The 22,255-nt window shown below is 69.5% G+C and carries 18 protein-coding genes and 1 pseudogene; 17 read left to right on the top strand and 2 right to left on the bottom strand.

What is annotated here, in order from left to right:
• The 15 genes from FXN61_RS12405 to FXN61_RS12335 all read left to right on the top strand — a co-directional run bounded on the left by FXN61_RS12405 (window position 1) and on the right by FXN61_RS12335 (window position 19,588).
• A complete protein-coding gene (locus FXN61_RS12405) occupies window positions 1–648 on the top strand; it encodes a CIS tube protein (RefSeq protein ID WP_167973400.1) in 648 nt (215 codons plus the stop codon).
• Entirely contained in the window at window positions 645–2,144 is a 1,500-nt protein-coding gene (locus FXN61_RS12400) for a phage baseplate assembly protein V (protein ID WP_167973398.1), read from the top strand. Before FXN61_RS12405 ends, FXN61_RS12400 begins: the two co-directional genes overlap by 4 nt.
• The gene (locus FXN61_RS12395) at window positions 2,141–2,509 is read left to right on the top strand and encodes a hypothetical protein (RefSeq protein WP_167973396.1); all 369 of its coding nucleotides are present in this window, start codon (window positions 2,141–2,143) and stop codon (window positions 2,507–2,509) included. Before FXN61_RS12400 ends, FXN61_RS12395 begins: the two co-directional genes overlap by 4 nt.
• Complete coding sequence (locus tag FXN61_RS12390; protein ID WP_167973394.1) at window positions 2,506–2,904, top strand: GPW/gp25 family protein; 399 nt, start codon at window positions 2,506–2,508, stop codon at window positions 2,902–2,904. Before FXN61_RS12395 ends, FXN61_RS12390 begins: the two co-directional genes overlap by 4 nt.
• The gene (locus FXN61_RS12385) at window positions 2,901–5,024 is read left to right on the top strand and encodes a baseplate J/gp47 family protein (RefSeq protein ID WP_167973392.1); all 2,124 of its coding nucleotides are present in this window, start codon (window positions 2,901–2,903) and stop codon (window positions 5,022–5,024) included. The genes FXN61_RS12390 and FXN61_RS12385 overlap by 4 nt, the downstream gene beginning before the upstream one ends.
• The gene (locus tag FXN61_RS12380) at window positions 5,021–6,583 is read left to right on the top strand and encodes a phage tail protein (protein WP_167973390.1); all 1,563 of its coding nucleotides are present in this window, start codon (window positions 5,021–5,023) and stop codon (window positions 6,581–6,583) included. The genes FXN61_RS12385 and FXN61_RS12380 overlap by 4 nt, the downstream gene beginning before the upstream one ends.
• A gap of 12 nt (window positions 6,584–6,595) precedes the next feature.
• On the top strand, window positions 6,596–8,050 hold the full coding sequence (locus FXN61_RS12375; RefSeq protein ID WP_167973388.1) for a hypothetical protein: 1,455 nt from the start codon (window positions 6,596–6,598) through the stop codon (window positions 8,048–8,050).
• A 127-nt stretch (window positions 8,051–8,177) separates the two neighbouring features.
• Window positions 8,178–9,809 carry a hypothetical protein gene (locus tag FXN61_RS12370; RefSeq protein ID WP_167973386.1) on the top strand — a complete coding sequence of 544 codons (1,632 nt, stop codon included), beginning with the start codon at window positions 8,178–8,180 and terminating at the stop codon, window positions 9,807–9,809.
• Window positions 9,810–9,814: 5 nt separating this feature from the next.
• A complete protein-coding gene (locus FXN61_RS12365) occupies window positions 9,815–10,324 on the top strand; it encodes a hypothetical protein (RefSeq protein ID WP_167973384.1) in 510 nt (169 codons plus the stop codon).
• A complete protein-coding gene (locus FXN61_RS12360; RefSeq protein WP_167973382.1) occupies window positions 10,285–11,466 on the top strand; it encodes a hypothetical protein in 1,182 nt (393 codons plus the stop codon). The genes FXN61_RS12365 and FXN61_RS12360 overlap by 40 nt, the downstream gene beginning before the upstream one ends.
• A gap of 1 nt (window position 11,467) precedes the next feature.
• On the top strand, window positions 11,468–12,802 hold the full coding sequence (locus FXN61_RS12355) for an ATP-binding protein (RefSeq protein ID WP_223165406.1): 1,335 nt from the start codon (window positions 11,468–11,470) through the stop codon (window positions 12,800–12,802).
• Entirely contained in the window at window positions 12,799–13,674 is an 876-nt protein-coding gene (locus tag FXN61_RS12350) for a Pvc16 family protein (RefSeq protein ID WP_167973378.1), read from the top strand. Before FXN61_RS12355 ends, FXN61_RS12350 begins: the two co-directional genes overlap by 4 nt.
• A 10-nt stretch (window positions 13,675–13,684) precedes the next feature.
• Window positions 13,685–16,495: an eCIS core domain-containing protein gene (locus FXN61_RS54235; RefSeq protein WP_167973376.1), complete on the top strand. Its 2,811-nt coding sequence runs from the start codon at window positions 13,685–13,687 to the stop codon at window positions 16,493–16,495.
• Between the two features lie 184 nt (window positions 16,496–16,679).
• Window positions 16,680–18,890, top strand: coding sequence for an autotransporter-associated beta strand repeat-containing protein (locus FXN61_RS12340; protein ID WP_312877684.1), 2,211 nt, complete (start codon window positions 16,680–16,682; stop codon window positions 18,888–18,890).
• 203 nt (window positions 18,891–19,093) lie between these two features.
• The gene (locus tag FXN61_RS12335; RefSeq protein ID WP_167973374.1) at window positions 19,094–19,588 is read left to right on the top strand and encodes a hypothetical protein; all 495 of its coding nucleotides are present in this window, start codon (window positions 19,094–19,096) and stop codon (window positions 19,586–19,588) included.
• A gap of 8 nt (window positions 19,589–19,596) precedes the next feature.
• Here FXN61_RS12335 and FXN61_RS12330 read toward each other — a convergent pair whose 3' ends face one another.
• Window positions 19,597–19,839 (bottom strand): hypothetical protein, encoded by a 243-nt coding sequence (locus FXN61_RS12330; RefSeq protein ID WP_167973372.1) that lies wholly within the window; start codon window positions 19,837–19,839, stop codon window positions 19,597–19,599.
• Complete coding sequence (locus FXN61_RS12325; protein WP_167973370.1) at window positions 19,817–20,092, bottom strand: hypothetical protein; 276 nt, start codon at window positions 20,090–20,092, stop codon at window positions 19,817–19,819. The genes FXN61_RS12330 and FXN61_RS12325 overlap by 23 nt, the downstream gene beginning before the upstream one ends.
• Before the next feature lie 96 nt (window positions 20,093–20,188).
• Here FXN61_RS12325 and FXN61_RS12320 point away from each other — a divergent pair, with 96 nt between their 5' ends.
• On the top strand, window positions 20,189–20,449 hold the full coding sequence (locus FXN61_RS12320; RefSeq protein WP_167973368.1) for a hypothetical protein: 261 nt from the start codon (window positions 20,189–20,191) through the stop codon (window positions 20,447–20,449).
• 128 nt (window positions 20,450–20,577) lie between these two features.
• Window positions 20,578–22,255, top strand: a pseudogene (locus FXN61_RS12315) (hypothetical protein); the annotation flags it as partial.

Genomic DNA, 22,255 nt, shown 5'->3' with positions numbered 1-22,255 from the left:
ATGGCGGCGCAGCTGGCCAAGGCCACCATCGTCAACACCGACTCCGGCGAGCGGCTGGCGGTGATGTACAACCCGGAGGAGTACCGGGTCGAGCAGCGCAACGAGTTCGCCGAGATCCCGATCCCCGGCCTGGGCGCGTCGCCCGTGCAGTACGTCCGGGGTCAGGCGCGGGTGCTCAGCATGGACCTGTTTCTCGACACCTACGAGGCGGCGACCGACGTCCGGGCCCACACCCAGCGGATCATCGCACTGCTCGCGCCGTTGCCGCGGACCCACGCGCCACCGGTGCTGGCGTTCGTCATGGGCAGCTTCGGACTCACCTGCGTGCTCTCCGAAGCCGATCAGCGATTCACCATGTTCCTGCCGGACGGCACCCCGGTGCGGGCCCGGATCTCGGTGCGCTTCACCGAGTTCGTGCGCGTCGACCTGAACGTCCGGCAGGGCTTCTTCGTCGGTGCGCCAACGGTGAGCAACATCCTGGACGCGCGGGTGTACGTGATCGCCGAAGGGGACACCGTGTCCAAGCTGGCCGCCCGTCACCTCGGCGACCCGCGCAGGTGGCGGGAGATCACCGACGCCAACGACATCACCGACCCGCTGTCGTTGCGGCCAGGACAGCGGATCGTCCTCCCGGGGCGGCAGGCATGAAGATGGACACCTACGCCCCGCGCGCCGACATCCGCATCAGCGGTGTCACCCTGGCCGCCGACGTGGCGCGGCACCTGATCAGCGTGCGCTACGACAACAACGTCGAGCTGGCCGACATGTTCACGATCGTGCTCGACAACGCCGGCAACCGGTTCACCGACTCGCCGCTGTTCGAGCTGGGCAAGACCGTCGAGATCCACCTGGGGTACGGCTCTGGCACGGAACCGATGATGCTGGGCGAGATCGCCTCCATCGAACCGGACTTCCCCCAGTCCGGGCCGCCGACGATCACCATCGTCGGCTACGACCGGTCGCTGCGGCTGCGGCACGACGTGCCCGATCGGCCCGCGTTCCGGTTCGTCAACGACAGCGCGGTGGCCGCCCAGATCGCGATCGAGGCGGGACTCATCCCGATCGTGGACCCGTCGCCGTTCACCCACACCGCGCTGCCGCAGACGGGCACCGACATGGCGTTGCTGAAGCGCCGCGCCGCCGACAACTTCTTCGACGTCTACGTGTGGTGGGACAAGCTCTACTTCCGCTACCCGCGCCCGCAGCTGGAGGCGGTGGAGCTCGAGTGGGGCCGCAACCTCAGCAGCTTCACCCCGCGCGTCGGCAACGCGAGACTGGCCGGCGTCCAGGTGGTCCGCGGCTACAACGAGGACCTGGCGCAGAGCATCGTCGGCATCATGAGCACGGCCGCGCTGGATCTCGACTCGCTCGTGGAACGGCTGGGCAGCAGCGCACTTCAGGCGCTCACCTCGCTCGGGCGCCGGGTGGTGCGCGGCAGGCCGGTCAAATCGCCGATCGACGCCTTCGCACTGGCCAAGTCCCTGCTCCAGCAACTGCTCGACGGCATGTACGAGGCGCACGGTTCGTGTGTGGGGCTGCCTCAGTTGCGGGCCAACACCTTCGTGTCCGTGCGCGGGGTCGGCAAGCGGTTCAGCGGGTTGTACCGGCTCAGCAAGGTGACCCACACGCTCGACAAACGGGGCTACCGCACGGAGTTCGACGTCACCCAGCGGGCAGGAGCCAGCGTTCTTCAGTTGGTGCGCAAGGCGATCGGCGGTTCGGCGCCACCGGATCAGGAGGAACCCGTCAACGGCGTGGTCATCGCGGAGGTGCTGATGGTCGATCCCGTCACGCACAAGCTCGGCATCCGGTTCCCGTGGTTCTCCGACGCCGCCGACATCGTGATGGCGCCCTGCGTGACACCGCTGGCCGGCAAGCTCAGCGGCACGGTCTTCCTGCCTGATCCGGGGGACAAGGTCGTCGTCGCGTTCGAGCACGGGCAGTTCGCGAACCCGATCGTGCTGGGCAGCCTGCGCAGCGTGCAGGAGCCGCCACCTCCCGGCACGGCTCCCGGGGAAATCTCGATCACCCACAAGACCGGCAGCTCGCTGACCTTCACGCCCACCGGGGACATCGAGATCAAGGCCGTCAACGTGCGCGTCGGCGTGCTCGGCACCATGGACGTGAGCGGGAGGACGTCGTGAACTTCATCCTCACCGCTGCCAGCGTCGTCAGCTGCACCCATCCGCTGGCGCCGATCCCCGTCACCGGCTCGTTACGGCTCACCGTCCTCGGCGCCGGGGTGCTGAGCGTGGACAGCCTGGCGGGGACGACGGTCCCGCCGACGAGCTGTGTGACCGTGGACAACCTGCCGTCCAGCAAGAAGTGCACGCGGATCGTGACGGTCACCGGTGGACTCGTGGCGCGGCTGACCGTGGAGGGAAAGCCCGTCCTGGGCCTGCAGGGCTTCGACGGCACGACCGACGGGGTGCCTCCTCCGGTGCCGCCGGCGCCCGGCCTGGTCGCCGTCCCCAACCAGAAGTTCCTCACGGCGGGGGTGGTGACATGACGCTGCGCGTCGAATCCCACGGCCGCGGCACGGCGTTCCCGATCTCGATCACCGAGCGCGGCGGAGTGGCCGAGGTCGCGGGCCCCGCCATCCTCGACCAGTCGATCAGGATCATCCTGGGCACCGCCCCCGGCGAGCGGGCGATGCGGCCCGACTTCGGCTGTGAGCTGGCGAGTCTCGTCTTCGCCCCGAACAACGCGGCGACGGCGAACCTGGCCCGGCTCTACGTGGAGTCGGCGCTGACCCGGTGGGAGCCGCGCATCGAGCTGGGGACCGTCGACGTCGTCAACGACCTGGACCGCAACGCTCTTGTCATCACCGTCCACTACCGGACCCGGGAGAGTGCCGAGCAACGGTCCACGACCGTCGCCGTCGAGCTGGGGGCACCGCGGTGACCGCGCCCGGCTCCGATCGCGGACGTCTCGTCCCGCCCGATCTCGACGACCGGCGGTGGGACGACCTGGTCGCGGACGCCACGGCGTTGATCGCGCAGTACGCGCCGCAGCTGACGACGCGGTCGCCGAGCGATCCGGCGTTGACGTTGGTGGAGTTGTTCGCCTACCTGGTCGAACAGCTCATCTACCGGCTCAACCAGGTGCCCGCCAAGAGCCAGGTGGCGTTCCTGAACCTGCTGGGCATAACGCGTGCCGCCGCGTTGCCCGCGCGCACGCTGCTGACGTTCACGCCGATCGCGGGAAGGTCGGCGTTGGTGCCGAAAGCCGTGCTGGCGCAGACGAAAGGAACCGAGTCACAGCCGCCTGTGGTCTTCCAGACCGAGGCCGACTGCCGGGCCGTGCCGGCCGTGGTCGAGAAGGTGCTCCTGATCGAGAAGACGGCCACCGGGGCAGAGGGAGTTCCGGCCGACATCGCCGCGCCGATGCTCCCGCCCGATCCGGTGGGCATGCGGATCGACCTGGCGCCGCCCAAGGACCGGGCCGTGCTCCTGCTGGGGTTCACAAAGGACTTCGCTCTGCCTGTGGACACGCTCGACGTGTACGTGGAGATCGAGTACCAGGTGAAGGGCGTCGACGAGCCGATCCCCGCCGATCTCGCCACCGCGACCTGGACCTTTTCCAGTGATACCAGGCCCGCGGGCACCGACCCGAAGAAGGAACCGAAGGACTGGCCCAAGCTCGCGGTCGAGATCGCGCCGGCCCTGGTCGGACCGTCCCACGCCGGGCGGGTGCGGCTGCGCCTGCCCGCCGCTCCGGCCTGGGCCGCGCAGAACCCGTTCAACTGGAACCGCAAGCCGTCCGGGGCGGCCGCGAACGATCCGGCTCGCCGCTGGATCGGGCTCGTGCTGCAGCACCCGACGGCGGCGCAGAGCGTGAACGTCCGGCGGTTGTTGCTGAACACCGTGCCGGCCTCCACGGCGTTGACCGCCGGACGGGACGCGCTGGAGGTCGTCGGTGTCGCCACCGGCAACCCCCAGGTGCTGCCGTTGCGGAACCGGCCGGTGTTCCTCGACCGGTCGGACCCCGAACCGCTGCACCACGTCGAGGTCGAGATCGACGGCTCGCCCTGGCGGCTCGCGCATCCGGACACGATCGCCGCCGACACCTTCCACCTCGACCCGTCGAGCGCCGAGATCACGTTCGCCGCTCCCGCCGGACGTCCGGCGCCGCCGCGTGGCGCCAACGTCACCGCGCGGTACCGCTATGTCGCCTCCGGTGCTGCGGGAAACGTGGCCGCGGGCGCGGTGATGATGCCGGCGGAGGGGATCGCCGACATCGCCGGCGTCACCAACCCGGTGCGCGGAGTCGGCGGTCAGGACGAGGAATCCGTTGAGGCGGCCAAACTGCGGGCGCCCAAGCTGTTGCGCACCAGGGACCGGGCCATCACCGCCGAGGACTACGAGTTCCTCGCCCGTGAGGCCTCGTCGGAGATCGCGAAGGTGCGCTGCCTGCCTCCGTACGTCGACAAGACCCGTGGCCCGTGGACGTTCGCAGGGCTGTTGCGCGCGCCTGGCAACGTTCAGGTGATCGTGGTGCCCAAGGGCGAGAAGACGGTGGCCCGGCCCGAACCGTCGGTCGCGCTGGTGCAGCGGGTGATCTCGGAGCTCGACGCGGCCCGGGACGTCACGGCGGCGCTGCGGGTGAGCGGGCCGCGCTACCTGCCGATCAAGGTCTCGGTGAAGGCCAAGGTGTTCCCCGGCGCGGTGTCCGGCGGCCACACCACCGTGTCCACTGTGGAGGCGGAGATCCGGGAACGTATCACAAAGTTCCTCCACCCGACCCGTGGCGGGAACTCCGGTGACGGCTGGGAGATCGGCCAGAACCTCTACTCGTCGGACCTCTACCGGGCGATCAAGCCCGCTGATCACATCGGCTACATCAGCTCTCTGTTGCTCTCCGCGCAGTTCCCGCCGCCCTACCACCCGGCCGGACTCGCCTGGGACGACGCCAAGCACCGCCCGTTCAAGCTGGCCACCGACTCGCCGAGCCTGGTCCGGGTGACGGACTACGAGCTGGTCTGCTTCGGCGCCCACGAGGTCACCGTGGAGCAGGACCTATGACATCGCCCGCGAGCTCATACTTCGCCCATCTGCCCCGGATCTACCACGGGAACGCGGATCTCGACGGGCTGCTGAAGGTGTTCGAGAAGATCCTCAGCGGGCGGGCCGACGACGTCGAGTACTCCCATCCGGGCCTGGCCGAGTTCATCGACCTGCTGCCCACCCTGTTCGACCCCGCGTCGGTCCGCGCCGACTTCCTGCCCTGGCTGGCAGGCGTCGTCGGCCTGGAACTCCAGTCCAAATGGGACGAACGCCTGCAGCGCAAGGCGATCCGCGACATCGTGAGGATCTACGGGCAACGCGGGAGTCAGACGGGGATCGCCCGCTACCTCGACCTGTACAGCGCTGACGTCGCGCGGCAGCGGATCACCATCGACGGCGCGGCAAAGGTGCTCTTCGCCCGACTGCGCGGCACGGAGGCCGCTTCGATCCACGCCCTGGTCACGCAGGGGCCGTGTTTCCTGCCTCCGCCTGAGAAGCCTTATCCGGGTCTGACCAGCGTCGCGTGCCTGGGCATCACCCCCGACGGACGGCTCGTCGTCGGTGACTCGGGCGCGCCCGGCATCCAGACCGCCGGTGTGTGGCGGATGACGTTGACCGGTGAGTTCGCCGACCTGGACGGGGCCCCGGCGCGACCGGTGCCGCTCGGCGCCGGAAAGTGGGAACAGCCGGTGGCACTGGCTTTCGACACCTCTGGCGCGCAATGGGTTCTGTACGTCATCGACCTGCGCGCGGGCGCGTTCCGGCTCATCCGGATCACGGCCGGGCAGCCGTTCACCGAGACCGTGGTCGCGATGCCGGCGGGGGTCACGCTGAACCTGCCGAACGCGATGGTGTTCGACGCGGGTCACCTGCTGATCCTGGACGTGACCGATGTCGTCGACGTCGACCTGGCCACCAACACCTGGAAACGCCGCCCCCTGACCGGCGCCATGACCCCGGTGGGGATGGTCAGAACCGCCGGCGGCGACATCATCGTCACCGACGCGCGAGAGCAGGACGGCACCGCTGCTCCTGGCGACCTGCTGAAGGTGAACCGCGCCAACCCTGCGGCGTGGACCGCGGTGCGGTTGCTGGCCGGTCTGCCGCAGAACCCGCTCGTCGCGCCGGTTGCGGTGGTCGAGGACCGCGACGGGTCGTTGCTGGTGGCCGACACGGGCCTCAAACCGTTGCGTTCCGGGGCAGGGCCGTTCCTGCGGACCATCGTCGAGCCGTCCGCGGTCTACCGGGTCCGCCTGGGTTCCCCGCCGTCCGTCGAGCGGGTCAGCACGCAGGGACAGCTCGTCTTCCCGACCGGCATGGTGCTGCGGGACCGGACGCTGTACTTCGGCGAGCGGGGCGACCCGAACGACCCGGCGATGGGCTCGGAAGTGGCGGCGAAGCGGAACTTCCGGGCCGCGAGCCACGAGTTCGCGGTCACCGTCCACTTCGACGCGAACGACACGGCCGGCGACGTCATCGACTACCAGCGAGCAGTGCACGCGGGCATCGCGGAGATCGTGGACCGGCAGCGACCGGCGGCAGCCTGGTACTGGCTGATGTCCGCGGTCGGAACCTGAGCGGAGGCAGCCATGGCGGAGAAACTCACGCGCACCAGCTACGTGGACGTGTCCGGGCAGCCGCGGCAGAGCTCGACCGCGTTGCGGGAGAGCCGGCTGGACGTCGAGCGGTACGTGCAGCCGTTGCTGGCGGCGCACGCTTCCTCGTTGCACGGCTGGGGCATCGGCTCTGGCTTGGACGTGACGGCGACGGCTGGCGCGACCGAGGTGACCGTGGCGACCGGTGTGGCCGTGGACGCTCAGGGCAGGCACCTCGTGGTGGCGGCGGGCGGCTCGGTGAAGCTGGAGGACCATACGCTGGCGTCGGTGACGCCGGCGGGTGTCGTCGTGCCCACCGACGGGCGCACCGGCAGTTTGCTGCTGACCGTCAGCTGGGCCGAAACCTTCGACAAGGCCGCGTACCAGGCCAACCAGGTCTTCCAGATGATGGAGACGCCGTTGGTGGCACTGCGCCCCCTGATCGGCTTCGGCGACCTCGGAGCCGAAATCGTGCTGGCCCAGGTCGTGGTGGCGGACGGCAAGGTGACGGAGCTGAAGGTGGGTCTGCGCCGGGCCGTGAGCATCGGGGTCGGTCGGCTGGACTTCCGGCGAGCCGTGGCGGAAGGTCCGGTCGCGGGAGATTTCTCGGTCCGCCACGTCGAGGCGGCGTCGTTGTGGGTCGACGGCAACGACGTGCTGAAGGTCCCCGTCAGCGTGGAGTTCCAACGCGGTGTCAGTTTCACGGGTGGACCGACCAGTGCGCCGAGCTACCTCGGTGGCAGCGACCACGGGCACTGGTTCGTCAACTCGAGCAGCGAGGGCTGGATCGCGATGCAGGGCGACGGTGGCGGGGTGTGCATCGGCGTCGAGCTCCTGAGCAGATACCAGACGAGCTATCCGAAACTGGTCGTGGAAGGCCGCGTGACCTGGCGTCGTCCGTCACCGGGGTGGCCGCCGGTGCCGGGCCCTCCCGGCAAGGCCGCGTTGTTCCGGGGTGATGTCGAGGTCGTCGGGACGCTGAAGAAGAGCCTGGTCCAGTTCAAGATCGATCATCCGAACGCGCCGGATTCCAAGTACCTCAACCATTCCGTCGTCGAGAGCGACGAGATGAAGAACGTCTACGACGGGGTGGTCGTGCTCGACGACTCGGGCGCGGCGGAGGTCGAGCTACCGGAGTGGTTCGAGGCGCTGAACGACCGCATCCGCTACCAGCTGACGCCGATCGGTGGCCCCGCGCCGAATCTGCACGTCGCCGCGAAGGCCTCCGGTGGACGGTTCCGGATCGCGGGCGGCCGGCCCGGCCAGGAGGTCAGCTGGCAGCTCACCGGCGTACGGCGCGACGCCTACGCCGTGGCCCACCCGCTGGTGGTCGAAGAGGAGAAGTCCCACCAGGAGCAGGGGACCTATCTGCATCCCGAGGCGCACGGCGAGCCCGCGGAGCGCTCCGTGTTCTTCGACCCGTCCGCAGTCCCAGCTGGAAAGGAGTAGGTCATGGCGGAGAAGCTGGTTCGGACGAGCTACGTGGACGTCACCGGGCAGCCGCGGCAGGGGATCACGGCGTTGCGGGAGAGCCGGGTCGACGTCGAGCGGTACGTGCGGCCGCTGGTCGGCGCCCATGCCGCTGCCCTGCACCAGTGGGGCGATCTGCACCGGCCTCGGGGTGTCGGCGATGGTGGGGCAGGCGTCCGTGCGGGTGGCGACCGGGGTGGCGGTCGACGCCGATGGCCGTCACATCTCGCTGGCGGCCGGTGGGTCGGCCAAGCTGGAGGACCAGACGCTGGTGTCCGTTGTGGACATTGGCGTCGTGCTGCCCACGGCCGGGCTGAGCGGGCCCCTGGTCGTGACGATCGCCTGGGCCGAGACGTTCGACAAGGCCGGGTTCCAGGCGAACCAGACCTTCCTGATGATGGAGACACCGCTGCTGCGGATCCAGCGGGCCGACGCGGTCGCCGACTCCGGGGCCGAGGTGGTGCTGGCCCACCTCCAGGTGGACGGGACGGGCAAGGTCACCGCGTTGAGCGCGCAGCGGCGCCGGACCGCGGCCATCGCGGTCGAGCGGGTCGAGTTCCGGGCGCCGAGCGTCACCACCACCGCAGGCGTCACCAGTGTCGATCACCGGGTGACCGCCGCGGTGTCGGTCCGGCCGGATGGTGCGCTCACGGCGTCCACGAAGTTCCACGTGCCGCAAGGGATACAGCTCAGCGATGCGGTCGGGCTCTCGGCGCAGTCCGGTGTGCTGGCGGTGTCCGGACCGCTCAACGTCCCCAACGGGCTGATGGTCCGCGACAGCGCGGGCGTCGGCGCGGTGCAGGCCGAGTCGGCGGCGCTCCGCGGGGTCTTCGGACTCAGTCATGCCGCGTTCCACCCCGGCGTGCTCGGCGTCAACGACAACTCAGGCAACCAAGCCGGTCCGGGTGTGTGGGGCAAGAGCCGGGCCGCCGGTGTCATGGGGGAGAGCGAGACCTGGTTCGGGGTCTTCGGCACGTCGCCGAACGGGACCGGGGCAGGTGCGGACGGGGCCACCGGCTTCTCGGGCGTCGGGCGGAAGTGGATCGGTGTCTACGGCGAGACGCACGCTCCGGCCAACGTCGGCTCCGCCGGCGTCTGGGGAGATGGGCTCACCACCGGTGACGGGGTGAAGGGGGTGGCCAAGGGGGCGGGAAAGGCGGCTGTCGCCGCGTTCCACCTCGGCGGCGGCCCGGCGGTGTTCGCGCAGGGCATGCCGGCCGGTGTGTTCAACGGCGACGTCGAGGTGCGGGGCAGGCTCACCAAGTCGTTGCTGAACTTCAAGATCGATCATCCGGTGGATCCGGCGAACCGGTATTTGAGCCATTCCGCCGTCGAGAGCGACGAGATGAAGAACGTCTACGACGGGGTGGTCGTGCTCGACGATGCCGGCGCGGCGGTGGTGGAGCTGCCTTCGTGGTTCGAGGCGTTGAACACCGAGTTCCGCTACCAGCTCACCGCGGTCGGAGCGGCGGCGCCGAACCTGCACGTGGCAGAAGAGGTCTCCGGCGGGCGGTTCAGCGTCGCGGGCGGCCCGGCCAGGGCGAAGGTGTGCTGGCTGCTGACCGGTGTTCGGCACGACGCCTACGCGCGAGCCAACCCGCTGCAGGTGGAGACCGAGAAGGAGGGCTACGAGCGCGGCAACTACCTGCACCCCGACGCGCACGGCGAACCCGGCGAGCGGGCAATCCCCTTCGAGGTCTCGACGCAGACGCGGGCCGACCTGCCGGGCGAGGGCTGAGTCCCGTGGCGGAGAAGCTGGTTCGGACGAGCTACCTGGACGTCACCGGGCAGCCGCGGCAGGGGATGACGTCCCTGCGGGAGAGCCGGGTCGACGTCGAGCGCTATGCGCAACCGTTGGCCGGGACCCACGCCTCGGCGTTGCACCGCTGGGGCATCGGCATCGGGCTCGGCGTCTCCGTGGCCGCCGCGGGTGTGCGGATCGGCGTCGGTGTCGCGGTCGACGCCGCGGGGCGCCACATCTCGCTGGCGGCAGGCGGGACGGCGAAACTGGAGGAACAGGTCCTGACGCCGGTCGGGGAGAACGGCGTGCTGGTGTCCACCGCCGGGGTGAGCGGGACGCTGGTGGTGACGATCGCCTGGGCCGAGACGTTCGACAAGGCCGAGTTCCAGGCGAGCCAGACGTTCCTGATGATGGAGACACCGCTGCTCCGGTTCCGGCCGGCGACGGGTTCCAGGACGTCGGTGCCGAGGTGGTGCTCGCCCAGATCCAGGTCGACGGCGTGGGCAACGTGACGTCGCTGGGGGCGCAACGCCGCCGAGCCACCGGCATCGCCGTCGACCGGGTCGAGTTCCAGGCCCAGAACGTGACCACGGCCGCCGGAACCACGAGTGTCGACACCCACACCACCGCCACGATCGGCGTCCGCGGCGACGGCGATCTCACGGTGTCCCGGAAAGTCCATCTGCCCCAAGGGATTCAGTTCACCGACACCACCGGTCTGGCCCCGTCGGGTGACACCGTGAACCTGGCGGGCCAGCTGCGGGTCCGCGCACCGGGAACGCCGAGCAGCACCGTCGAGATCCAGACGCCCGCGGCCGGTCCTGCCGTCAGCCACATCCACAGTGGACAGTCAGGCGACTGGGTCATCCGATCCGCCGCCTTGCACGGCAACGTCAACATCCAGGACACGACGACCCTGGGCCGGGTGAACATCGGCGGGTTCCTGGCCTCCTTCACCTCGCGGATCGCGGTGGGCGGGCAGCAGCCCAACTTCGGGGCCATCTCCCCGGACGTCTTCGTCCGCAACGACGACACCTTCGTCTTCCCCACGCCCATCGGCGTTTGCGCCCAGACCGACATCGGCGAGGGCGTCCGCGCCACCAGCCGGGACGGGACCGGTCTGGTCGCCTCCGGGGGAACCCGTGCGGCGGTCTTCCACGGCGACGTCGAGGTGCGGGGCAGGCTGACCAAGACGTCGCTGAACTTCAAGATCGATCATCCGGTGGATCCGGCGAACAGGTATTTGAGCCATTCCGCCGTTGAGAGCGACGAGATGAAGAACGTCTACGACGGTGTGGTCGTGCTGGATGGCGCTGGTGCGGCGGTGGTTTCGTTGCCGTCCTGGTTCGAGGCGCTGAACAACGAGTTCCGCTACCAGTTGACCGCGGTCGGGGCGGCGGCGCCGAACCTGCACGTGGCCGAGGAGATCTCGGGCGGATCTTTCGCGATCGCGGGCGGGCCGGCCGGGATGAAGGTGTGCTGGCAGGTCACCGGCGTTCGGCAGGACGCCTACGCGCGGGCCAACCCGCTGCGCGTGGAGACCGACAAGCAGGATCGCGAACGCGGCAACTACCTGCATCCGGAGGTGTATGGCGAGCCTGCCGAGCGCAATGTCTTCGCCGCCGTGGCGCAACCGACGGGTGGTGACGCTTGAGATGACGGCCGATGTTCTGCTGGAGCGCGCTGGTCCGCTCGGCGCCGTGCTCGACCGGCTCGACCGGCGGTTGGTCGCGGTGGTCGACGGTGACGGCTGGGCAGGCGCGGCACTGGTGGACACGACCGTCGAAGGGTCCGGTTTTGCTTGGCTGGCGCGGGAGTTCGGGCTGTCGTCGTTCGACGTCGACGTGGTGGCGGTCGCACTGGCCCCTGAGCTCGACGCGCGCTACGAACGGGCTTTCGCCCTGCTGCAGGAGGATCCGGCGCGCGGCAGGCCGACGGTCGACGCGGTGCTGACCTTGTTGTGTGCCGGCGCTGACGAGCGTTCCGTGCACCGCGCGCGGTTCGCCGCGGATGCGCCGCTGCGGCAGCACAAGCTCATCGAGCTGGTCGCCGACCCGCGTGACGCCGCGCCGCCGGACCGTGCGCGATATGTCGTCGTCGACCCGCGGATCGTGGACGCGCTTATCAGCGACCGCGGTGGGGACGGGCGCCTGGCCGCGGCCGCACGGGTGCGCGCGGCCGGCCAGCTGACCGATCTCACCGAGCGGATCACCCCGCGGGCCGCGTGGGCCGACCTGGTGCTCCCGGACGACACGACCGCCGTGCTGCGGGAGATCTGCGCCGCTGTCACCGGGCGCGAACGGGTGCTCGGCCGGTGGGGGTTCGCCGAGAAGCTGTCCCGCGGCACGGGGTGCGCCGCGCTGTTCTCCGGACCGCCCGGCACCGGCAAGACCATGGCGGCCGAGGTGGTGGCAGGCGAGCTGGGACTGGGCCTCTACCGGATCGACCTGGCCAGGGTGGTCGACAAGTACATCGGTGAGACGGAGAAGAACCTCAAGCGGATCTTCGCCGCCGCCGAGTCCGCTGACGCCGTGCTGCTCTTCGACGAGGCCGACGTGCTCATCGGCAAGCGCAGCGAGGTGCGCGACGCTCACGACCGGTACGCCAACCTGGAGATCGGATATCTCCTGCAGGCGATGGAGTCGTACCGCGGACTGGCGATCCTCGGCACGAACCTGCGGCACCACCTGGACGAGGCGTTCGTCCGCCGGCTCGCCTTCGCCGCGCACTTCCCGTTCCCGGACGAGGCGAGCAGGCGGCGGATCTGGGCGCAGATCTGGCCGAGCCGGGCACCGTTGTCCGACGACGTCGACGTCGAGCTGCTGGCCGGCCGCTACCCGTTGGGCGGCGGCAACATCAAGAACTGCGCCCTGGCCGCCGCGTATCTCGCCGGAGACGGCCCGATCTGCCTGCGGCACGTGCTTCAGGCGGTGCGCAGGGAGTACCAGAAGATGGGCAAGCAGCTCTCCGAGGCGGAGTTCCAGCCATGATCGCCCACATCGACCGGATGCTCCGCCACCTGCTGATCTCCGCGGTGGACGGGATCGACTCCGAAACCCAGGTGCGGTTCCAGCCGCCGGACGACACCTGGAAGCAGTACGTCGCCACGCTGGAGAAGGACGCAGTCAACGTCTATCTCGTGGAGTTGCGGGAGAACCGCGGGCTGCGCAGCGTCGACCGGAGCCAGCGGCTGGTCGACGGTGAACTGCAGACCGGTGTCCCGCCCCGCCGGGCCGACCTCCACTACCTGATCACCGCGTGGAGTGCGGCTTCGGTGACCCCCGCCGTCGAGCCGACGGTCGACGAACACGAGCTGTTGTACCGCATTGCCGCCGTGCTGGCGGATGCCGAACCCGTTGTCCCGAAACGGGTTTACGGTGCCGCAGGGTTGCCCGCAGGGTTTCCTGCCGCCATCGCCGAGGCCCAATTGCCGACCGTCGTGATGCCGGGGGAGGGCTTCCCGAAGTACGCGGAGTTCTGGGGGACCATGGCGGGCGCACACCCGTGGCGGCCCGCGATCTACCTGCGGCTGACCATTCCGGTCGAGTTCACCACCAGGGCCGTCGCCCCGCTGACCGCCACGCTGATCGCCGAGTTCCCCGGCGGCGAGGTGCTGATCGATTTCGGCGGCACGGTCGTGGACGCGGTGGGACAGGCGATCCCGCGGGCTTCCGTTCGGCTCGAGCGACCCGACGGCACCGGGGTCGGGGTCGCGGAGTCCGGACCAGACGGACGGTATCTCTTTCAGGGCCTGGCTCCCGGCGACTATCTGTTGCGGGCTCGCGCCGCCGGCTTCGCCGAGCGGGTCGTCGTGACGCGCCTGCCCGATGCCGGTGACGCCTACCAGCTGATCCTCACGTGAGGGGGCGAGCATGACTTCCGAGCGAGACCCGCTTCTCTCCGAAGCCGAAGCCATGCACGTGCAAGCGCCGCACGTCCTGCACGAGCGGGCGCTGCGGTCGCCGGGTGAGCCGTTGGATCCGGCGGTTCTGGCCCTCATGCAGGAGCGGTTTCGCCGCGACTTCGCCCACGTCCGCGTCCACACCGACGCCGTGGCGGCCGAGTCCGCCTCGGCCGCCGGCGCCAGGGCGTACACGGTGGGCGATCACATCGTGTTCAGCGCGGGGGAGTACGCGCCGGGCGACGAGCGCGGAAAGCGTTCCCTCGCGCACGAGCTGGCGCACGTCGTGCAGCAGTCGCGCGGAGGCCCGCCCGCTCCGGGTCTTGCGGCCGACCACCACCTCGAACACGACGCCCACCGGGCGGCCGATCACGCGGTGAGCGGTGGACCGGTCGAGGTCGCGGGGGCGAGCAGCCCCGGTGTCGCCCGCCAGGCCGGGGAGATGTCGTGGCTGGAACGCAAAGCGCGGGAGGCGTACCACCGCGCGGCGCCGGCGATCGAGAAGGTCAAGGAGTTCGTCTCCAAGGTCAACGAAGCGCCGTCGTTGAACGAGGTCGTCGCGCAGAAACTGGAGCAGTACGCGGCGAAGGCCAAACCGGACAGCCAGTCAGGGGCGGCGCTGAACGCCACGGCGAAGGTGATGACGGCCGCGGCGAAGGTGACCTCCCAGCCGCGCCGCGCGATGATGCGCGCCACGCTCCAAGGCCACCCCGTCCAGGCAGTGCAGGACTACCAGAAGGGCATGGACGAAGGACTGGCCGAGCTCAAGAAGGAGGTGTTCAGCGGGATCGAGGCCTACGAGGACGGGAAGTTCGGCATCGCCGACGACCCGCTCACCAAGGCCGCCGACTCGGTGACCGGCGGCAAGGCGTCGGCCTACTCCCGGCAGGTCCAGGGCGGCCTGATGAAGTCCGTCTACACCATGGGGGAGGGCCTGGCCAACATCGTCGTGCACCCGGTGCGCACCGCCGAAGGCCTGAACAAGATCGCCGAGATGACCAGTCCCACCCCGAGCCGGGACACGATGACCAACGTGGTCGGCTTCGTCTCCGACCTCGTTGATCCGAAGGTCACGGCCAAGCAGGCGGGCCGGAACTACCTGGCCGCAGAGGAGGCCAAGCAGAAACAGCGGCAGGCGGAGGCGCTGGCCCTGGTGAAGGGCTTGGGGGAGAACTACATCGACGCGTGGAAGAAGAAGCGTTACGGGGAGATCCCCGGTCTGCTGATCGGTGACGTCGGCAGCTTCTTCATCGGGGCGGGCGAGGGCAAGGCGGCAGGTTCGCTGGGACGTGGCGCCGGGGCCGCGGGAAAGATCGGTGAGGTGGCCAAGGTGGCAGACCTGGCCAAGGCCGGTGACCTCGGGAAGGCCGGCGAACTCGGGAAGGCCGGTGAACTCGGCAAGGTCGGCGACGTCGCCAAGGCGGGCGATGTCACCAAGGTCGCCGAGACCGCGAAAGGTCTGGAAGCGGCGGCCGACGGTCTGAAGTCCGCAGGGCAGCCGAAAACGCCTGTCCTGCCGAAGGAAGTACCGGCTCCCACACCGCGTCCCGCCGAACCGGGGATCCCCGGCTGGCGCCGACCGGCCCCTCCTCCCGAACCCTTCTTCCCACCCCCCGAGCCGCGCAAGCCGATCGTTCCGGAGCCGAAGCCGCCGGCGCTGCCCGAGCCCAAACCGCTGCCACCGGAACCAAAACCACTGCCCCCGGAACCGAAGCCGGTGGAGCCGTTCCCGCTCCGCCGCCGGCGCAAGGACCCGCCACCGTTCAAGGACTCCATGCCGGTCCAGGACGCACCCAAGAACCCGGCGGCGGCGCACGCCGAGGGCGAACTGGCCGAGGTCGTGGAGGCCGAAGAGGCCTCAGCGCGGACGGCGGCGGAAGCCGATCACGTCCCGGTCGCAGCCGAGGCCGGCGCCGACCGCGCGGTCGCCACGGCCGGGCCGAAGAAACCGGTCGGTCAACCGACCCGAACTGCAGGCACCACGACGCCGGCGGGCCCGACCAAGGGTTCGGGCGGCAGGAGCGGCGGCGGTTCGGGCGGCGGGGGATCAGGTGGCCCACGCCGCCCGCCGGAGCCCAAGAAGCCGCCGATTCCACGCGAAGGCATCGACAAAACACCGGCGGCCGAGGTGCTGGACCGCTTCCTGCCCTACTTTCAACGCAACCGCGCCCACTACCCGCCCGACATCCGAAAACTCATCGACGACGCGTCGCGGAACCCGACCAAGACCGCCGTCGAGGCGATCGACACGGCGATCAGAGACTCGTACGCCAGCCGCATGAACAAGGCGCTCGGCTACTCCGGCGCGCGCAGACCGGACCAGCTGACCGCGCCGTTCTACTCCTCGGTGAAGGCACATTCACCGCGCGGCAGCGAAGGCGGGATCTTCGAAGCGGTGTCGGAAGTCGGGCGCGACCAGAAGTTGCCGGCGCTGAACCTGCAGGGCCAGACGAAGCGCGGAGCCCTGGTCGACATCGACCAGTTCAACTACAGGCACAAGTACGGCCAGGAGATCAAGATGCCGCTGGCGATCAAAGCCCACCGCGACAAAGTCCCAAAAGACGTCTTCGACCAGCTCGTCCGTCAGGCCGAGTGGACCAGGGACTGGGGGATGAACCCGTACCACTGGGAGCTGCACAGCCCCGAAGACTTTCGCGCGCTGCAGCAGGCGGTACGAGAGAACCTTCACCTCGCCCCCATCGAGCTGGCCGACATCCTGCACTACGACGTGCTGGTAGCTCCAGGCAAAGGCACAACCCTGCGCATCACCCATCTCCCATAGGGATGTGCGGCGGCGCCTCGCCCCAGCCCACGTCATGAAGACCAGGTATCCGGACGTGCATGTCGACGCGGTTGACACAGTCGGGTCGGCCACGAACACTTGGCGCGCCCAAGAATGTGATCGCTAACATCGTGGAGTCGAACTCGTGCGCGCACGGCGTGATGGTTGCTGGGTTTCGGCGACGGTGACCGCGATCCTCCTCGCGGCACTCGGCTCGCCGAGTGCGGTGGCGCAGCCCTGGAGCAGGGACGTCACCGCCGACGTTCAGGCGAACCGGAACGTCACGCTGAGCGGGGACGCTGTCGTGCGGCTCACCGGTGGCGTGACCACCTACACGGGCGTGATCACCGGCGAAGGAGTCTTCACCGTCGGTGGAACGGGCACCTTGGTACTGGTGAAGAACAGTGACTTCACCCTGCCCGGCGACCGCCGCCGGCAGAAGATCGTCACCGTGGGTGGCAACCATCCGGTGACCACGATCGAGAACCCCGACCCGCCCGCCGTGATCGTGCAACGCGGTGCGACCCTCCAGTACGGCGGCGGATCGGGCGGAGACGGCGTCATCGGGCATTACACCCAGGCGCCCGAGGTGTCGCTGAACACGCTCAACCACCAGATCGACGGCACTTTGGACCTGGCCGTGCACAAGCGGGTGAACCTGGGCGTCATCAGCGGGTCCGGCCTCGTCAAGCAACGCAGGAACACCTGGCCCGGCGTCGATCTGCCGGGCACGCACCCGTTCTCGGGCACGCTCTACGTCGGCACCGGCGCGGACTACGGCAGCCTGCACTTCCTCACCGCCATGCCGCGCGTGCGCAAGGTGGTCAACCAGGGCTCGTTCATCCACAACGCCCCGGACCGCGAGGTGGTCACCGACGCCGCCGACATCTACTCGCAGTTCTACGGCAACGACATCAACTTCCACACCTGGGGCTCCGGCATGGTGCGGATGTCGGGCGTGTACAGCTGGTCCGACAACGGCTCGGACACCGATCCCGCATTGAGCGACCCGTCCCGCAACTTCGCCACCGTGCCGCACCGCGACAACAAACGCGGCATCAACATCGAGGGCGCCACGGTGACGTGGGGCGACGGCACGCACAACCGCTTCTTCCTGCCGGGCAACGAGAACACCGTCTACATCAACATGCACGCGGAGCGGAACGGCACCCGCAGCGTGCTGACGTTCGACTACAACGGCCCGGTCACCCTTGACGCGCCCATCTCCGGCGGCAGGTACCACGACACGATGGCGGACATCGGCCGCGGCGACGTCATCATCGCGGCGACCCGCGGCAATGCGGTCACCTTCAGCGCGCCGCAGAACTACGACGGCAACACGACGATCGGCGACGGCGCGTCGCTGCGTCTGGGTGACGGCAGCCCGCAGGGCGACAGCTCACTGCTCCGGACCGGCAAGATCGTCGACAACGGCGAGCTGATCGTGCAGAACGCCACCCGTGGCGTCGAACTCGCCCGGATCAGCGGCAAGGGTTCGCTGACCCAGGCAGGCCCGGCCACCACCACCCTGACCGGCGATCTCACCTACGAGGGCAGGACCACGGTGAAAGCGGGCACGCTCGCGGTCACCGGCGGCACCCTCGCCGCGAGCAGCGCGGTCGACCTGCCGGCGGCGGGGACGACGCTGGATCTCAGCAAGGCCGGCGACCAGACGATCAACAACCTGTCCGGCGTCGAGGGCAGCACGGTGGCGGCCGGCGGTGCGCTGACCGTGCACGCCACGACCGCGACGACGTTCGGCGGCGCCGTGACCGCCGCTGAACGCGTTACCAAGACCGGCGCCGAAATGCTCACCTTGACCGGTACGCACACAACCCAGAACGCCCCCTGGACCGTCCGGGAGGGAACACTCGCGCTGGCCGGGTCCGTACAGGCGCGACAGCTCACCGTGGAGCCCGCCGGCACGCTGCGAGCCACCGGCACGGTGGAAGGCGCCGTCGACAACGCCGGGACGGTCCACGCCACCGGCCTGACCGTGCACGGCGCCTACACCCAGCGGCCCGGCGCACGTCTGGCCGCGACCCGGATGAACGTCACCGGCGCGGTGACGCTCGCGGGCACGTTCGAACCGGACCAGGCACACGGCCCCGGCGTGATCATCGACAACAAGGGAACCGCCCAAGTCACCGGCACCTTCGACGGACTGCCCGAGGGTGCGCCAGTCGGCCCGTTCCGGCTCACCTACCGCGGCGGCGACGGCAACGACGTCGTCCTGACGGGCAATTCCGACACGACCATGCCCGATGCCATTGCGCGGCAATCCGCGACCGTGTCGAGCTTCGGGCCGTTGTGGTGGTTCTCTGCGGCCGGCGTGCTCGGGCTGCTGATCGCACTTGTATTCCTGTTGCGCAGACGGTCACGGAACCGGAGTTGAGTCGTCGGACCGTTGGGCTCAAAGGTGTGTACGGTGCCGGCGTGTCAACGGATCTGGGCCGGGCTCTTCCTGGTGTGGCTCTCGGCTTGTCGGTCGTAGCGTTGTGGGGCCTCGGAATGGGTGTGTTCGCACCATCCGAGGGCACGAGGGTTGACGGTCCGCTGACGTCGAGCTCAGCGTGGCAAGTTGGTGCGTTGTGGTGTGTGTCTGTCGTGCTGGTAGCTGCTGCCGCCCCATTTGTTGTTGCGAGTTCTCACCTCGTGCCCTCTGATGACTTGCTGAGAGTTGCCAACTGGGTTGTACCTGCCGGCGCCGGAGGGGTCGTGTGGGCGGTCGGCTGGATGGACCTGTTCAGCATCTACGACGGGCTTCGTCCGCTGGGCATCGCCGAGCACATGGCTGCGGCCAACCGGTTTGGTGAAGGAGCGTGGTGGGAGTGGCCTGCCGCGTACCCCGGTGATCCGATCAAGTCGGTGATCGTGGGGTTCGCGGGGGGTGGCCGTGGTGGTGCTGTGGGCGTGGCTCTGTCGGTGTCCGCGGCGGTCCGCGATCGCACTGGAGGCGTTGGTGTTCTGACGTCGGCACCGTATGACGCCGACGAGTTCTTCTGGGGCCATGTGGCGATCACGGTGATTGCCGGTGCGGCGCTGACGACGGGTGCGGCGATGAGCTGCTTTGTGCGCTGTCGGCGTAGCTGAGACGCGGGCTACTCGTCTTCGTCGTAGGGCAACGCGGCGGAAAGCCACGTTCGGATCCGATACCGTTCGAAGCCGCCTGGCTGTGCGTTGACGAGGGCTTCCTTGCGGGTGGTGATGTCCTCGTGCTCGAGGACGTCCTGGCGAGCGGCAAGAGCCTGTTCGCGTGCCTGGTGAGCGACCTCGAGCGCGTAGATGCCTGGCCCCGTCGGCAGATCCGCGTCCAGTGCGTCACCGGTGGGGGAGCTGAGCACGAGCAGGCCGCTCGGGCACTCGAGTTCGAAGAGCTGAGGTGTGGACCAGCTCGTAGCCGGTTGAGGCCACGACGGCCGTTTGGGCTTCTGTGATCGCTTCGTCGAGACCCGTGCCGTCGTCGTTGTCCTGGTCTCGCACGGTGATCAACCGATAGCTGGGCACGGTGATCAGCTCGTGCTGGCCGAGCAGTTCCGGCACGATGTCCCCTCTTGTCGTGGGCTGGGCGTTCACGTGGCCGGGGTTGTCAGTCAACCTGGATCCGATGCTTCACAGTTGACGTCCGTATCGACTTCGGTCAAGCGGATGAACCAGGCCAAATTGGTGTCACTGCTCCTATGCTCGGGTGCCATGAGCAAGCTGGGGGTAGTGGTCCTGCTCGTGCTGTGCCTCGGCGCCTGCGCGGGGTCCGGACCGACGAGGCAGGACGTCATCACCAAGATCAGGGCCGACGCCGGCACCAAGGACGCGCCGGCGCAGGTCGTTGACTGCGTCGCCGACTGGTACATGGGCAGGCCCGCGTCCGAACGACAGGCCTTCATCGATGGTGAGGTCGCGGCCCAGGAGCCGGATCAGGGCGTGCTGGACTGCCTGAAAGGCGCGGCGCCGTGAGATGAGAGTGCGGTGAGAGCGGGCTGAGAGACCCCGGCGCTTGGGTGAGGTGGGACCTCTCTGGGGGAGGTCTGCCTGTTGCGCTGGAGGTAGTCGTGAGGGCTAGGCGCTCGATAACGATCCCCGTGGTGGGAACGTTGCTGGTCTCGTTGGCCGTGGCGATCGCCGTGGTGACACGGGAGGAATGTCCGGACAGCAGACCGGACGGGCCCGCGGCCCGTGCGGCGGCGAGAAGTTGTGGCGAGCCGGTGGACGTGGCGCTGCTGACGAGCGCCACCCGGCTCGTCGTGGCCGATCCCAACGGAACGATGACCGTCACCCAGCACGCCACGCCGCAGCGGGTGCGCCGCGACGACGGCTGGGTGCCGGTCGACACCGCACTCGATCCGGCGACGGTCGTGCCCAGGGCGGCGGCGGTCGACCTGCGGATCGCTGGTGGGCCGCAGGAGCCTCTGGTCACGATCAAGGACGCCGACAGGTCGCTGGAGTGGGGCGCTGCGCCGCAGGAACCGCCGAAGGTGGAAGGTGACACCGCCACCTTCGCCGGCACGCGGATCCAGGCACTGGCGGACGGGTTCCGGATCGTCATGACCGGCCAGGGCGCGCAGCAGGTGCGCATGCCGGTCGGCACCCGTGGGCTCGCCCTGCAGGAGCGCGACGGTGTGATTCGCGCGCTGGATTCCAAGCACCGCACCGTGTTCGTGGCCGAGCAGGCCACCACGAAGGCGGGCGCGGTGCCCACGAAGATCGAGAACGGCGACGTGGTCTTCACGCTGCCCGATGGAGCATGGGAGCTCACGCAGGTCGTTCACCACGGTGATCGGAACTTCGACGGCACGGTGTTCGCCGGTGCGCGAATTGAGCGCGCGCGGCTGGGTGACCAGGACGTCTCCAGCACCGTCAAGACGGCGGTGGCGCACCAGGATTCCCTTCTCCCGCTGGAGATGAGCGACCAGCCGCTCGTCACCACCTTCACCCCAGGCACGACCGCGGCGCCGGTCGTGACGTCCTCCGACTACCCGGCGGGTGAGCAGGCCCGCGGAGCTCCGAGACAACCGGGCAAGGTCGTCTTCGCCGCGCCGGGCGCCGTGGAGTTCCGCCATCGCTGGCAGGGCGAGGCCGAATTCACGCGGGTGCCCGCACCGAGCGGTACCGTCGAGGTCAGCGTCGCGCCGCCGGCCAAGGGCACACAGGTGCTGGAGGTCAAGGCGGTCGACGCGGCCGGCAAGGAGTCGGAGCTCACGCCGCACGCCACCCGCGTCGCCGCGCTGCCAGAGCCGATCGTCAAGCACGACAACGGTGTGTTCAGCGCTGAGCGCGGCACCGCGTTCAAGTACCGGTGGAACACCGACTGGATCTTCCAGAAGGCCGTGGACGGCAAGGCGAAGCTGAGCCTCGTGCCGCCGGCCGCGAGCACCGTCGAGGTCATCGCCATCGGTGCCGACCCGTCGGTCGAGTCCGCCCCGGTCACCTTCACCACGGCCGCGGCCGGCACGCCGCAGGTCGCCTCGGCCGACTACCCGGCGGACGGCGTCGAGCACGGCGCCGCGGGCAAGGAGGGCACGTTCACCTTCCGCGCCACCGGAACGGACCCGGTCACCGGCTTCCGCTACCAGCTCGACGGTGGTGCGGTCACCGACGTCCCCGGCTCGGGCAAGGCGCAGACGAAGATCACGCCGGCCACCGCGGGCGAGCACGTCCTGACCGTGAAGGCGGTCGGCGCCAACGGCGAGGAGTCGCCCGCCGCGGAGCACCGCTTCAAGGTCGCGGCCGCCGCACCACAGGCACCCGCCGCGCCGCAGATCG

Source organism: Lentzea indica, assembly GCF_012184385.1.
Lineage (GTDB): Bacteria > Actinomycetota > Actinomycetes > Mycobacteriales > Pseudonocardiaceae > Lentzea > Lentzea indica.
This window is presented reverse-complemented; position numbering and strand designations above follow the sequence as displayed.

Excerpts from the sequence above, each read along its gene's own strand:
- FXN61_RS12405 (WP_167973400.1), top strand. The coding sequence starts at position 1 with ATGGCGGCGCAGCTGGCCAAGGCCACCATCGTCAACACCGACTCCGGC.
- FXN61_RS12400 (WP_167973398.1), top strand. The coding sequence starts at position 645 with ATGAAGATGGACACCTACGCCCCGCGCGCCGACATCCGCATCAGCGGT.
- FXN61_RS54235 (WP_167973376.1), top strand. The coding sequence starts at position 13,685 with ATGACTTCCGAGCGAGACCCGCTTCTCTCCGAAGCCGAAGCCATGCAC.
- FXN61_RS12355 (WP_223165406.1), top strand. The coding sequence starts at position 11,468 with ATGACGGCCGATGTTCTGCTGGAGCGCGCTGGTCCGCTCGGCGCCGTG.
- FXN61_RS12390 (WP_167973394.1), top strand. The coding sequence starts at position 2,506 with ATGACGCTGCGCGTCGAATCCCACGGCCGCGGCACGGCGTTCCCGATC.
- FXN61_RS12320 (WP_167973368.1), top strand. The coding sequence starts at position 20,189 with ATGAGCAAGCTGGGGGTAGTGGTCCTGCTCGTGCTGTGCCTCGGCGCC.
- FXN61_RS12375 (WP_167973388.1), top strand. The coding sequence starts at position 6,596 with ATGGCGGAGAAACTCACGCGCACCAGCTACGTGGACGTGTCCGGGCAG.
- FXN61_RS12370 (WP_167973386.1), top strand. The coding sequence starts at position 8,178 with ATGCCGCTGCCCTGCACCAGTGGGGCGATCTGCACCGGCCTCGGGGTG.
- FXN61_RS12350 (WP_167973378.1), top strand. The coding sequence starts at position 12,799 with ATGATCGCCCACATCGACCGGATGCTCCGCCACCTGCTGATCTCCGCG.
- FXN61_RS12380 (WP_167973390.1), top strand. The coding sequence starts at position 5,021 with ATGACATCGCCCGCGAGCTCATACTTCGCCCATCTGCCCCGGATCTAC.